The organism is Methanobrevibacter sp. DSM 116169, from assembly GCF_046197865.1.
In the GTDB taxonomy this organism is placed as follows: Archaea; Methanobacteriota; Methanobacteria; order Methanobacteriales; family Methanobacteriaceae; genus JAHKLT01.
In genome coordinates, this window is record NZ_CP166990.1 from 1674749 (window position 1) to 1688962 (window position 14214).

Annotated in this window: 11 protein-coding genes; 1 reads left to right on the forward strand and 10 read right to left on the reverse strand. The window is 27.1% G+C overall.

Annotated features, from left to right (window positions below; translation table 11 throughout):
* Positions 1 to 6: 6 nt before the first annotated feature.
* From ACA134_RS08130 to ACA134_RS08165, 8 genes are all read right to left on the reverse strand, one after another.
* Positions 7 to 2664 carry a glycoside hydrolase family 2 TIM barrel-domain containing protein gene (locus ACA134_RS08130; protein ID WP_409199912.1) on the reverse strand — a complete coding sequence of 886 codons (2658 nt, stop codon included), beginning with the start codon at positions 2662 to 2664 and terminating at the stop codon, positions 7 to 9.
* Positions 2665 to 2733: 69 nt separating this feature from the next.
* Positions 2734 to 4518, reverse strand: coding sequence for a glutamine--fructose-6-phosphate transaminase (isomerizing) (glmS, locus tag ACA134_RS08135; protein ID WP_409199913.1), 1785 nt, complete (start codon positions 4516 to 4518; stop codon positions 2734 to 2736).
* 78 nt (positions 4519 to 4596) lie between these two features.
* Entirely contained in the window at positions 4597 to 4995 is a 399-nt protein-coding gene (locus ACA134_RS08140; RefSeq protein ID WP_409199914.1) for an OB-fold nucleic acid binding domain-containing protein, read from the reverse strand.
* A 93-nt stretch (positions 4996 to 5088) separates the two neighbouring features.
* The gene (locus ACA134_RS08145) at positions 5089 to 6741 is read right to left on the reverse strand and encodes an ATP-dependent DNA ligase (protein ID WP_409199915.1); all 1653 of its coding nucleotides are present in this window, start codon (positions 6739 to 6741) and stop codon (positions 5089 to 5091) included.
* 8 nt (positions 6742 to 6749) lie between these two features.
* On the reverse strand, positions 6750 to 7223 hold the full coding sequence (locus ACA134_RS08150) for a ferredoxin-thioredoxin reductase catalytic domain-containing protein (protein ID WP_409199916.1): 474 nt from the start codon (positions 7221 to 7223) through the stop codon (positions 6750 to 6752).
* A 16-nt stretch (positions 7224 to 7239) separates the two neighbouring features.
* A complete protein-coding gene (locus ACA134_RS08155; protein ID WP_409199917.1) occupies positions 7240 to 7518 on the reverse strand; it encodes a glutaredoxin family protein in 279 nt (92 codons plus the stop codon).
* Between the two features lie 843 nt (positions 7519 to 8361).
* Positions 8362 to 9636, reverse strand: a complete 1275-nt coding sequence (thiC, locus tag ACA134_RS08160; RefSeq protein ID WP_409199918.1) for a phosphomethylpyrimidine synthase — start codon at positions 9634 to 9636, stop codon at positions 8362 to 8364.
* A 61-nt stretch (positions 9637 to 9697) separates the two neighbouring features.
* Positions 9698 to 10531, reverse strand: coding sequence for a methanogenesis marker 8 protein (locus ACA134_RS08165; protein ID WP_409199919.1), 834 nt, complete (start codon positions 10529 to 10531; stop codon positions 9698 to 9700).
* Between the two features lie 77 nt (positions 10532 to 10608).
* Here ACA134_RS08165 and ACA134_RS08170 point away from each other — a divergent pair, with 77 nt between their 5' ends.
* A complete protein-coding gene (locus ACA134_RS08170; RefSeq protein ID WP_409199920.1) occupies positions 10609 to 11118 on the forward strand; it encodes a nitroreductase family protein in 510 nt (169 codons plus the stop codon).
* Here ACA134_RS08170 and ACA134_RS08175 read toward each other — a convergent pair.
* Positions 11115 to 11387: a hypothetical protein gene (locus ACA134_RS08175; RefSeq protein WP_409199921.1), complete on the reverse strand. Its 273-nt coding sequence runs from the start codon at positions 11385 to 11387 to the stop codon at positions 11115 to 11117. The genes ACA134_RS08170 and ACA134_RS08175 overlap by 4 nt on opposite strands.
* Positions 11388 to 11664: 277 nt before the next feature.
* On the reverse strand, positions 11665 to 13875 hold the full coding sequence (locus ACA134_RS08180; protein ID WP_409199922.1) for a CDC48 family AAA ATPase: 2211 nt from the start codon (positions 13873 to 13875) through the stop codon (positions 11665 to 11667).
* Positions 13876 to 14214 lie beyond the last annotated feature (339 nt).

Sequence of the window (14214 nt, forward strand, 5' to 3'; positions counted from 1 at the left end):
CATTCTTTAATTAATTATTGTAATTTTATTAGACATTAAATATTCATTCCATTTAGCAGTAGCAATATAGCTACCTGGATCTAAATTAATATTCAATCTAGCTACTCCATTATCATCACTTAGGCGATAATACATTATACCATTAATATTAATTTCAACATTTACTCCTTTTAATACATTACCAAGATCATCTAATACTTTTACATCGTATGTTTTTCGATTATTATCATTCATTGAAATATCATTTCCTATTAAAATAGGTAAAACTTTAATATTATTGCTCCATCTTTGATTGTTATCTGGATGATAAATAGTTATAATATAATTACCAGAATTTAAATTAATAGACAACATTACTTCTCCATTAGAATCAGTGCTACGAGTATACATCACACCATTAATATTCATCAAAACATCACAATTAGCTAAAACAGAACCATCACCATTAAAAAGAGTAGCATAATATTGAGTACCATTTCTAAAATACTTAACAATATCATTACTATTAATAGTAGATAAAACAGCAATGTTATTACTCCAAGATTGACCATTATCAGGATGATAAGTAGTTATAATATAATTACCAGGATTTAAATTAATAGACAACATTACTTCTCCTTTAGAATCAGTGCTACGAGTATACATCACACCATTAATATTCATCAAAACATCACAATTAGCTAAAACAGAACCATCACCATTATAAATTGTAGCATAATATTGAGTACCATTTCTAAAATACTTAACAATATCATCCCCATCAATTAAAGATTTAACATTTATTGAATTAGAAATTTCAGTAGGAGCAAAGTTATTATCACCTAAAAACTTCACTTTAGCTATGTAAGATCCTGGATCTAAATTAATATTAACACTAATTTTACCTTTATTATCAGTGATTCTATTAAATGTAACACCATTAAGAGTTATAGATAAATTTTTACCAGTTAAAGGTTTATTTTCATTATCTAATAATGTCACAATGTATTTTGTACCATTACGATAATATAGTGAAATATCTTCACCTATAAGAGATATATTATTTTTAACTGAAAAATCAAAATTTTCACTTAATTTATTGAAATTATTATCTCCATCATAAGATAAAAATAAGCTATAATTGCCTATAGCTAAATTAAGATTGTTAATTCTAGCTTTACCATTTAAAATTGGAATATTATAATTTATACCATTTAAAACAATAGCTAAGTTACCTGTAATTTCCAAATTTGTATTTATAACTAACGATTCATTATTACTAAAAGCAATATCATCTATAAGAAATTTTGGATTTATTTTTCTAATAGAAAAATTAGCACTAGTAGAACTAGGACTATATTTTGATATACCTTCAAAATTAGCAATTATATTATAATTACCAGCATTCATTCCACTTAAATTCAATAATCCTCTTCCATTTTTAATATTAAGTATATAATCATTTATAACAGTAATTTTAACTAAACCATCAATTAAATTATCATTATCACAATATAGGTTAATTAAAATAAGGACATTTTCACCATAATAAACATCATCTACAGTAATTGTTAAAGTAGTAGAAATGTTTTTAGTATCATCAGATAAGTTTCCACCCCATAAATCAGATATTGTTTTAGCAGCAAGTTTAGCATCATTTTTAAGATTTGTAAATTGATCTAAAAATAATCCTAAATGTTTTTCACTACCTATTTGATTATTTGTTGATTCTTCTTTCCATGATTCATCATTTAATTCAAAAATAAATCCTCCAGCAGATACATAATCTTGATTAGACTTCACCTCTAACCATAAACTTTTTAAAGTTTCTGATTGTAAAGAACTTGTATCTTCACCACTTTGACTTTGAGAACTTCTTCCAAATTCAGATATAATTAAAGGTTGCTTAAAATCATTAGTTGAAGATCCCCATTTTGTAAATAAATCTCCAAAGCTCTGTCCCCTATAAATATTTAGCATTATTAAATCTAAGTTTTTAATATTATTATATTTTGCAAATTGAGCATCAGATGGAATTTCACCATGAACCACAGATGTAATTCTATTAGGACTTAATTGTTTAGCTACTGATGTTGCTTCATTTAATGTATCCATCCAATCTGACTCACTAATCCATTCATGATAATGGTAATTATATTCATTTCCAAAACTCCACATTAAAATAGCTGGATGATTAGAAAAATGAGTAATATATTCCTTATATAATCCTGTCCTAATATCTTTATTTAAATCAAATCCAACAACTACAGTTATTCCCTCCTCAGCAAATCTATCTAATAATATTTTAGTTTCTTCATAATTTATTTGGCCATTACTTTCATATACAGCTAAAGGCCTATATGTTCGAACTGTATTTGCATTAATAGCTTTTAATTTTATTAAATCATTTTCATAATGATCTTTATAATTTTGTAGTCCATTTTCTTCTCTTGAATAACATACACCCCTAATTTCATAAAAATCTTCTTTTCCATCATCATAAGTAACAATAATTTTATAATCCTTTATCTCAGATGAAACTAATTTATTTGAAACATCATTTTCGTTTGAAGGAATAAATTCATTATTATTTTCCCCTACTTCTATATTTTCTGCAGAAATTATGCATATAGAAAATAAAAAGATAATAGAAATAATACAAACTTTAAACAATTTCTTATTCATAACATACCTCCATATTATTATAATAATAAATAATATTTTATCTAATAAATATAAACTAAAGTTTATTGTTTAATCAACAGTAACAGTTTTAGATAGATTTCTAGGTTTATCTGGATCTTCTCCACGTTCAATAGCTATAAAATATGATAAAATTTGAAGGGGAATAATATAAACTAAAGGAGATAGTATTTCACTAACATTAGGATTTATTCCATAATAATCTGTAGATTCTATTTCTAAATCATTATCTTCAGTTGAACCAAGTGATATAATGTCTCCACCTCTAGATTTTATTTCATTTATGTTTATCATTGTTTTTTCATGTTCTTCACCTGGAGGAACAATAGCTATTACAGGAAATTTATGATCTATAAGTGCAAGAGGACCATGTTTTAATTCTCCTGCAGCATAACCTTCTGCATGAATATAAGTTATCTCTTTAAGTTTTAAAGCCCCTTCTAAAGCTATTGGATATGCATATCCTCTTCCAATAAAAAATAAATTATCCGCATATTTATATTTAGTAGACATTTCTTTAATTTTAAGTGTATTTTTTAATACTTCTTCTATATAATTAGGAACTTCTGAAATTTCACTTAATAGCTTATTATTTTTAGAAATATAAGCAGCAAGAATATAGATACAAGTTAATTGAGATAAATATGTTTTTGTTGCTGCAACAGCTATTTCAGGTTCTGCTTGAGTATAAATTATATAATCTGAGTTTCTAGATAAGAGAGATTCTGGAGCATTTACAATTGAGATAGTTTTTGAAAATGATTTAGCCAATTTAATAGCATTTATAGTATCTCTTGTTTCACCAGATTGAGATATTCCAATTACTAAAGTATTCTCATCCAATGTATTTACACAATATTTAAATTCTGATGCAAGAATAGATTGAGTTGGAATATTTGAAAGAGATTCTATTAAATATTTACCTATTAAAGATGCATGATATGAAGTTCCACATGAGACAAAATAAATTCTATTAATATTATCTTTTACATCATTGACTATTTTTTTAATATTATCCATTTCATTTAATGTATTTCTAACAACATCAGCTTGTTCATTAATCTCTTTAAGCATAAAATAATCATAACCATCTTTTTTAGCTATTTCAGAACTTAAATTTATTGTCTTAATTTCCTTATCAACAAAATCTCCATCTTTATTTTTTATTATAAAATCAGCACTAGTTACAATTACTGTTTCATCATTTTCAAAATATATTATTTTATTTGTATACTCTAAAACTGCTAGTGAATCACTTGCAAGATAATATCCATCACGCCCAATACCTAAAATTAATGGACTATCTTTACAAGAAGCAATTATTTTATTTTGTTCTTTTTTACTAATTGCAACTATAGTATAAGATCCATCAAGATCATTTATTGTTTCATTAAAAGCAGATTCAAAATCAAGTTTATTATTCATATAATATTCAATTAAATGAGCAATTACTTCACTATCTGTATCAGATTTAAAAATATATCCTTTATTTTCTAAAAATTCTTTAATTAGTAAATAATTTTCTATAATTCCATTATGAACAATAGCTATATTTTCCTTCTCATCACAATGAGGATGAGCATTTATTTTACTAGGAAATCCATGTGTTGCCCACCTAATATGAGCAATACCACATGAACCTCCCATATCATGAAAATCTGAAATATCATAAGTTTCTTCTACTTTTCCTTTATCTTTTTTTATATTAATTTTTTCATCAAGAGTAGCTATTCCAATAGAATCATATCCTCTATATTGTAATCTAGATATAGACTCAAATAAAATAGGTACAGCTTTTTTATTATTTTTTAAGATACATCCTACAATTCCACACATAATATTACCTCTAAAAACGATTATATTGTTAATACATAATATATACCACCAATAAAATTGTTTATAGAATGATTACTATTAATTTACAATTTTAATAGAATTAGCATTAGAGACTATTATTTCCATTGTAGATTTATATTCAGTTAAAGTTCCCGATACTCTTACTTTTTGATTTAAAAACATTTCAGGAGGAGTGTCTAATTCTTCAAGTTCAATTACAGTAGATTCAAACATCATTCCTGCAAGTTTACCTGTTCCATCATTAATCTCTAAAAAATAAGTATTGCTTGTTGATGATTTTTTAACTGATTCAATTACACCAGTTATAACAACTTCTTCTTCAATCATACTTCTATCAATTTCAGATATTTTTACCTCTTTTGGTTCAATAAAACCAGAAAAAATAATTAATCCTACAATACCTATTAAAGTTGTGATTAAAGCAATTTTAAAAATTTTTTCATCTGTAATTTCCATAGCTATAGTTAAATCTCTAAAATATATAATCTAGATAGAAATTAAAAATATAAAATTTAAAAAAGTTAATTAAATTTATTTTAAAAAAAATAGCTATTCTTTATACATTGATTTTAGCCTTTCAATTGTATCAATGTCTTCTAGACCTTTATCACTTCTAATTCCTTTAACAACTGGAAAACGAAGTGAATAACCTGCTTCATATTCTGGGCTTTTAACAATTTCACTAAAAGCTATTTCTAAAACAATCTTAGGTTGTACAAAGATCCTATTATCTTTTTGAGAAAGCTCATATTCTTTCATTTTACCTGTAAGATATTCTAGTGTTTCATCATCTAGGCCTGTTGCAACATGTGCAACTGTTTTTAAATTATCATTTTCATCTCTTAAAGCTACAAGATAAGAACCTATGAAATCTCCTCTTTTTCCAAGACCACGAACTCCGCCAACAACAACAAGATCTAATGTTTCAGGTTCTGCTTTAAATTTAAGCATCTTTTTACCTCTAAGACCTGGAATATATGGTTCTGATGCATCTTTAATCATGATACCTTCATGATTCTCATCAATAGATTTTTTAAATAGTGCTTCAGCATCATTTGCATTTTCACATGTACAAATAATCATATCACTTAAATTGATTTCATCTTTTGAAGTATCAACAATTTCTTCAAGTGTTCTTCTTCGCTCAATTAAAGGTTCATCAATCATTGGTTTTTTATAAAATAAAACATCGAATAAAAATACCTTTAAAGGGACATTTTCAATAGCTTCTTCAATATTATATTTTCTTTTAACTCTTCTTAAAATATTTTGAAATGAAATTGGTTTTCCATTTTTTGTAGCTATAACTTCCCCTTCAACAATAAAATCAAAATGAGGTAAATTTTCATCTATTAATTTAACAATTTCAGGCATAGCTAATGTAATATTTTCTAATCTACGTGTAAAAATAAGAATTTTATCATTAACTCTGTGGATTTGTAATCTTATTCCATCGTATTTAGTCTCACACAATGCTTCACCCATTTCTTTAATAGATTCTTTAATTCCAGGAGATAATTGTGCAAGCATAGGTTTTACAGGTTTACCTGGAGTTAATGTGAGTTTTTTAAGTCCTACTTCCCCTTGCCTTTGTGCTACAGATGCAACTAAACCTAAATCATTTGTAAGCATGTGTGCTCTTTCTGTAACTTTTTTATCAATATTAAAAGCTTGTGATATTGCATCTCTTACAATACCTTCACCTACACCAATTCTAAGCTCTTCAATAATTGTACGTGAAATATATTTTGCCTCAGATGCAGAAGCAAGAGACAATAGTTCAGTAATAATAGAAATTTTCTTATTTGTTGAATTATTTCCTGAAATATCAGATAATCTTTGTAAACTTGTAAATACAAAATCAATTGTAAGAGATTTTGCAAAAAAAGTAGTTTGTTTTTTATTTAAAAAAAGTTTTTCACAAGCAATACCTAAATCACCATCAGCATTAATTTGTTCTTCAACTTTAGTTTTATTAACACCAACAACTTTAGCTATTGCTTGAATTAAAAGTTTATCACCAATACCTAATTCTTTATCACTCCAAGCGGGAAAAACACCACCAAGAATTAGTAAACATATATCATAAATCGAATCATCATCGATTGTTTTTAAAAAGTCAGAAATTATTTCTGTTTTCTCTAATCTTTTTGTTGTACTATCTAATTTAATGTAAACATTTACTAATTCTTGATAATTCATGTTTTTACCTAAAGTATTCTTTCAAAACGTTCTTTACTAGCGTTACAAATTGGGCATTGATCTGGAGGGTCTTCTCTAGAACATAAATATCCACAGACTTTACATCTATAAATTGGATACTTTAGGTTTGCTAAAGCTTTCACTTCCTTATCTTCTTTTTTCTTTTTTAATTCTTTAATTCTTCGATCTGGAATAGATGTTAATTCTCTTTTACCATCTAATACATCTTTTGTAACATACAATGCACAAAAACATGCTCCATAATCATTTAAATCTGCATCTCTATAATCACAAGGACAAACTAAATCTAAATCCTTTTGTTTATTACCAGATGCTAATCTACATGGACATGCACCATATCCATATCTTTCCTTATTTACATCAATATTATCAATAAGGGATTCTACAAAATCGACATCGGGATTTAAGTAATATCCAAATTGTTCAGACTCTGCTTTCAATTTATCATATTTTTCTCCCAATTAAATCTCCTCTTTTTTAAGCGAATTCTGCTTTGATTTCATCTTCTTTAAACCCAATAATGACTTTATCGTCATTAATTACCATAGTAGGGAAAGATAAATCTTCATTCCATTTTTGAAGTTCAGAGATAACTTCATCTCTTTCTTCACCTTCAGTTAAATCAACATATACATAGTCATATTCAACTTCAAGCTCTTCTAAGAGCATTCTAGTTTTTTTACACCATCCACAAGTGCTTAATGCAAAAAGCACTACTTTGCCTTTATTTTGGCCATCTACATGCTCTAATTTCATTTTTTCATCTCCTTATCATTATATTAATATATCTGTATTTTTTTATTAATATAATTTACTATTTTTATTAAATATCTTAGAAATTTTTCTATAAATTAAATATAAATGAATATAATTAATAATTTTTAATTTTTAAGAATAATTATAAAAAATTTAAGTTTAATATCATTTAAATATAGTGATTATAAAAATTATCAATTAAAATAACCAATTTTAAGTATATAGAATGTAGGATTAATCTCATATCATTTTATAACACAAAAAATTATAAAATTAGATATAAAATCTAAAAAAATATAAATTTAATACCACTATCCATCAATTAAGAGTTAAAGCTATAATTAGTAATATAACTCCAATAAGAATATATTCTATTCCTTTTTTCATTAAATCACTCATTAATATCGCCCCCTTTCCGTGTGTCTAGGGCTACTGAAACTTGGCAATTCCAGTAGCTAGCATAAATATTTTAAATTTTTTTAACTTCGCTGGAACTGAAAAGCTTCTATTATAATCAATGAGAAAAATCCTATTAATATATTCAAAATATGGATATTTAAATCTTGTTTAAGTGCAAAAAAGAACAAAAACACAAAAGAACAAGTGCACAAATGCACAAAAAAATAAATACACAAAAAATATTAAAAACAATTAAAATATTAAAAAAAGTTAAAAAAATTCTGCAATAAATATTCATTATTACAGAATATCATCTAGCACAGAAATAATTCCGTCTGTACTGGAATTGCCAAGTTTCATAAAATATTATGTTTTAACTAGTATATAATATTTAACATTAAATCAAAACAATAATCCACTAAAATATAAATTTTATATTAGAAATCAAAATTTATTTTGAGCTATTTTAACAGCACAGTATTCTCCACACATAGAACACATTTCATCATCATCTAAATCACAGCTATCCCTATATTTACGTGGTTTAGATTTATCTAATGCAATATCAAATTGTTCATCCCATCTAAAATTTTTACGTGCATCAGCCATTTGTTTTTCCTTATCCCATGCAGAATCTAATCCAAGTGCAACATCTGCAGCTTGTGCAGCTATTTTTGATGCAATTACTCCTTCTTTAACATCTTCAAGTGACGGTAGTGATAAATGCTCTGCTGGTGTAACATAACATAAAAAATCAGCTCCTGAACTTGCTGCTATAGCTCCTCCAATAGCTGATGTAATATGATCATAACCTGGTGCAATATCTGTTACAATCGGACCTAATACATAAAATGGAGCACCATAACATATTGTTTTTTGTATTTGCATATTTGAAGCTATTTGATTTAATGGAACATGACCTGGGCCTTCAACCATTGTTTGAATATCTTTATCTTGTGCAGTTTTAACCAATGTCCCTAAAGTTACAAGTTCTTGAATTTGAGCAATATCTGTAGCATCTTCCAAACAACCTGGCCTTAAACCGTCACCTAAACTTAAAGTAATATCATATTCAAATGCAAGTTCTAAAAGATAATCATAATTTTCATATAATGGGTTTTCTCTTTCATTATGTAAAATCCATGAAGCTAAAAATGTTCCACCACGACTTACAATTCCCATTTTTCTATTAGCTTTTTGTAATTTATCAACTAAATCTTTTGTAATACCACAATGTAAGGTCATGAAGTCTATACCTTCTTTTGCTTGAAGTTCAATAGCTTTAAAAATATCATCTTCATCCATGTCGATAATTTCTTTATTTTTATTTAAAGTCATTACTCCTGCTTCATAAATTGGTACTGTTCCAATAGCTACATCAACAGCTTCTCTAATATTTTTTCTAAATTTATTAACTTCAGAACCTGTACTTAAATCCATTATAGCATCTGCACCATATTCAACAGCTAGTTTAGCTTTATTAATTTCTAAATCAAGATCATCAATTTTACTTGAAGAACCTATATTTGCATTGATTTTAGTTGTTAGACCTTCACCAATACCACATGGAATTGTATCCCTATTAATATTTTTAGGAATTACTATTTTTCCACTAGCTATTCTATCTCGTATCTTTTCAGGAGATATATTTTCATATTTTGAAACAAGTTCCATTTCTTTGGTTATATTACCTTTTCTAGCTTCACTTTTTTGAGTCAATTTTTATCCCTCGATATAATATAATATGTAGATTAAATTTAATAATCTTTTGATTAAATAATTAAATTAAAGGTTTTGGAATTGGAGGATTATCTTTTTTAGGCTTTTCACCACCAATTTTATCTAGTCTTCTCTCAAGAAACTCTTTTCCCTTTTCAGTTCTTGCATAAATTGGAATTGATTGACCTACAACTTTTAAACTTTCTTTATCTCCAATTTCCCTAATATGTTTTGATGCACATGCAGTCATAACATCTGCATTATTAAATAATTCCTCTGCATCTTCTTTATTTAAACCAGTTGTATGAACAACAAAAGAATAAATGTTTACATCTGGATTATCTTCTTTTAGCTTATTTAGCTTAGGAATGTCTGAAGCAAAAGCAAGTGTAACAGCTATATTTTTATATCCTTTTGAAATAGCTATTTCTATTCCTTTAATTTGATCTATATCAGCAGTTTCAGGATCTACAATATTATCTTTACCAATTTTTGAAATAATCTCAAGAATTGGAGTTGTTTTTACAAGTCCAGATACTCGTCCACCAATACCTTGAACTAACTCCCCATCATTAACAACTATTGTTCCACATCCTTCACATACAATAATAGCTGCATCTAAAATATCATCATCTAAGAGAGTTGAAATTATCTCAGAAATTCCAAATGAGAGAAAATCTTTCATTTTAAGTTCCCTATTTGGCATACACATACCAAAATCCTTAATTCTAAATTCAATATTTTCACGAATAGCCTCTTTATTTAATGTTTCAATACCACGATATTTATAAAAAAGAGGACAATAATCTATTTCAGGTTCTCCAATTTCTATGATTTCCCCATTTTGAATTTTGATTCTAGCTTTTCCTAATGCTTCAATAATATGTTCATCCATTTTATCAACTACAAAATTTATAGTTAAATATTTAATTTATAGAATTAATAAATTTATTTAAAAAGTAAGTGATTTTTATGGAAGCTATTAATAAAAGAAGAAGTATTAGAAAATACTCAGATAAACAAGTAGAAGATGAAAAAATAGATAAACTATTAAGAGCTGCAATGCAAGCAGCAGGATCACGTTTAGGATCAGAACCTTGGGAATTTATTGTAGTAAAAGATAAAAATACAATTCAAAAACTAAGTGAAATGAGTCCAAATGCAAAACTTGTAAGTGGAGCTAATGTAGCTATTGTATTACTTGCAAATATGGATCGTGTTCATTATCCACTTGTATGGCAACAAGACATGGCAGCAGCTGCAGAAAATTTACTTCTTGAAGCAAGTTATCTAGATTTAGGTGCTGTATGGATTGGAACTGCACCAGTTCAAGAGAGAATGGATTATTTAAGTGAATTGTTTAATTTAGGTGAAAATATTCGTCCTTTTAATATAATTAGTATTGGTTATCCAGCAGAAGGACAAGAAAATAAGTTTTTAGATAAATATGATGAAACTAGAGTTCACTATGAAAAATATTAAACTCTAACAACTTCTTTTATCATATTTTTAAAATCAGGATGTTTTTCAACAAAATCCAATGCTAATTTTGTATGAAGTTTTCCTGCTTCTTCAATAGACATGTCTCTAGCCATTATTCTTTCTTTACGATCTAATCTATCTAATTCAACATCTCCTGCTAATAATCTTCTTCTCCTAAATGTAGGAATATTATCATTAAGCATATTTTCAATCCTATTAGGAATAGGTTCCTTGAGATTGATTAATTTATTAATTTTATCTTCAGACATGTTTTTGATAAATTCATTATTTGGTTTTAAATAGATTCCGATTGAATCATCCCCATTATATGGATAATTAGAATTATATTAACTTAATATATAAATTTTATTGAATTATAATTAGAATTAAATAATATTAGCAAAAATTGATGCCAATAAAGTAATATTATCTTATTTTAGAATATTTATAGCATTTACAAATATTTAACTATAATAAAAATAATTTATAAAAAAAGAATGTTTAATTAATGTAAAAAAAATAAAAAAAGTGTAGATTTAATTTAATCTACAAATAATGTACCATTTCTTCGTCATCTGGACTTTTACTTGGTTTGATTTTGTGCATTGCTTCTTTGAAGTATTTCATATCGATTGTTTCAACATCAAGATTATCTCTTAATGCAAGCATTGCTGCTTCACGACATACTCCTTCAATATCTGCACCAACATAACCATCTGTGTGTTTAGCTAAGTTTTCAATTTTAACATCATCAGATAATGGCATATCTTTAGTATGTACTTCAAAGATAGATTTTCTTCCTTCTTCATCAGGAGTTTCAACTTTGATGTGTCTGTCAAATCTTCCTGGCCTCATAAGACCTGGATCAAGAATGTCTGGCCTATTAGTAGCTGCTATTACTGAAACATCTTCTAATTCTTCCATACCATCCATTTCTGTTAATAATTGATTAACAACTCTTTTTGTGACACCACTATCAGCATCACTTCCACTACGAGCACTAGCTATTGAGTCAAGTTCATCAAAGAAAATAACTGTAGGAGCAGTTTGTTTAGCTTTTCTAAATACTTCTCTTACACCTTTTTCTGAATCTCCAACCCATTTAGATAATAATTCAGGACCTTTAACAGATATAAAGTTAGCTTCACTTTCATTAGCTACAGCTTTTGCAAGTAAAGTTTTACCAGTACCTGGAACACCATATAATAATACTCCTTTTGGAGGTCTGATACCTAATTTTGAGAAATTATCTGGATATTTTAATGGCCATTCTACAGCTTCTTTTAATTCTTGTTTTACATCATTAAGTCCACCAATATCATCCCATTTAACATCTGGAATTTGAACAAGAATTTCTCTAAGTGCAGATGGTTGAATTTCTTTTAATGCATCTTTAAAATCATTTTTTGTAACAACAATTTTTTTAAGAACTTCTTCTGGAATTTCCTCATCATTTTTAATATCAGGAATAATTCTCCTAACTACTCTCATAGCTGCTTCTTTACATAATGATTCTAAATCTGCTCCAACAAAACCATAGGTTGTATCAGCGATTTTAGTTAAATCAACTTCTTCAGCTAATGGCATATTCCTTGTATGAATTTCTAGAACTTCTTTTCTTTCCTCTTTATCTGGAACACCAATTTCGATTTCTCTGTCAAATCTTCCAGGACGTCTAAGAGCTTGATCTAAAGAATCTGGCCTATTAGTTGCACCAATAACAATTACTTGACCTCTTGATTTAAGACCATCCATTAATGTTAAAAGTTGAGCAACAGTTCTTCTTTCAACTTCACCTTGAGTCTCTTCACGTTTTGGAGCTATAGCATCTAATTCATCTATGAAAATAATAGATGGTGCATTTTCTTCAGCTTCTTCAAAAAATTCTCTTAAATTTTCTTCAGATCCACCAACATATTTACTCATGATTTCTGGCCCATTAATAAGTATAAAATGAGCATCACTTTCATTAGCTACAGCTTTTGCAAGTAAAGTTTTACCAGTACCTGGAGGTCCATGCATTAAAACTCCTTTTGGAGGAGCAATACCTAATTTATCAAAAAGTTCAGGCCTCTTAAGAGGAATTTCAATCATTTCCCTGACTTTTTTAACCTCTTCTTTAAGACCACCAATATCTTCATAACTTACATCAACTAAATTACTAACCCCTTCGATTTTAGAAACGTCTACAGGATTTTCATGTAATTCAACTTGAGTAGTTGGTCCTATTTTAACAATACCATCAGGTTTAGTAGAAACTACAGCAAATTTTATCTCTTTCATAGGAGATAAATCAAACATATTATTAAAAATGCTGTCGATTCCTCTATTACCCATACCTTGAGGGATTCCTTGTGGAGATTTAATTCCTGAACCTACAATGTCACCTTGAACCATTACTTTATTTGCAAACAGTCCTCTAACATCACCTTGAACATGAATATTATGTTCTGTAGGAGCAAGTACAACTTTTTTAGCTTCTTGAGCTATAGCTTTTTTAATTGTTACTTCTTGACCAATAGATGCATTGGAATTTTTACGAATTAAACCATCAATCCGCATTATACCAAGACCCATGTCAGCTTGTGAAGATAACACAGTAGCTACAGTTTTCTTGCCTCCTTCAATTTCTATCAAATCTCTTTCATTAAGCCCTAATTCATTCATTATATTAGGATCGAGTCGAGCTATACCTTGACCAATATCTTGTTGTGAAACAGCTTCAGCAACTTTTAAGTTCATTTCTTCTTTAACCATAATTACCGTCTCCCTTATTATATTTAAACGAAATAAAAAAAAAATTAATTTTAAATTTGAATAATACTAGATTCCTTATCTAATATTTTAAATACATTTTGTAACTTTAATATTATTCTATTTTTTATAATATATAAAGCTTTCGGTTTTGATAAAAAAATATTTTAAATTAAATAAACTATTTAATAAAAATAAAGCCACAGAATAAAATTTACTAAAAAATATAATAATAAAATAAGATAATAATAAAATTAAAAATAATTGAATAAAAAATAATAATTTAAAATCTTTTAATGAATTTAAAATTTTTTCAAAAAAACAAATAATTCGTTTAAAAAC

Bases quoted from the DNA above. Each gene is read 5' to 3' on its own strand.
- glmS (WP_409199913.1), bottom strand. From the start codon at position 4,518: ATGTGTGGAATTGTAGGATGTATCTTAAAAAATAATAAAAAAGCTGTA.
- ACA134_RS08140 (WP_409199914.1), bottom strand. From the start codon at position 4,995: ATGGAAATTACAGATGAAAAAATTTTTAAAATTGCTTTAATCACAACT.
- ACA134_RS08180 (WP_409199922.1), bottom strand. From the start codon at position 13,875: ATGGTTAAAGAAGAAATGAACTTAAAAGTTGCTGAAGCTGTTTCACAA.
- ACA134_RS08175 (WP_409199921.1), bottom strand. From the start codon at position 11,387: ATGTCTGAAGATAAAATTAATAAATTAATCAATCTCAAGGAACCTATT.
- ACA134_RS08130 (WP_409199912.1), bottom strand. From the start codon at position 2,664: ATGAATAAGAAATTGTTTAAAGTTTGTATTATTTCTATTATCTTTTTA.
- ACA134_RS08155 (WP_409199917.1), bottom strand. From the start codon at position 7,518: ATGAAATTAGAGCATGTAGATGGCCAAAATAAAGGCAAAGTAGTGCTT.
- ACA134_RS08145 (WP_409199915.1), bottom strand. From the start codon at position 6,741: ATGAATTATCAAGAATTAGTAAATGTTTACATTAAATTAGATAGTACA.
- ACA134_RS08165 (WP_409199919.1), bottom strand. From the start codon at position 10,531: ATGGATGAACATATTATTGAAGCATTAGGAAAAGCTAGAATCAAAATT.
- ACA134_RS08170 (WP_409199920.1), top strand. From the start codon at position 10,609: ATGGAAGCTATTAATAAAAGAAGAAGTATTAGAAAATACTCAGATAAA.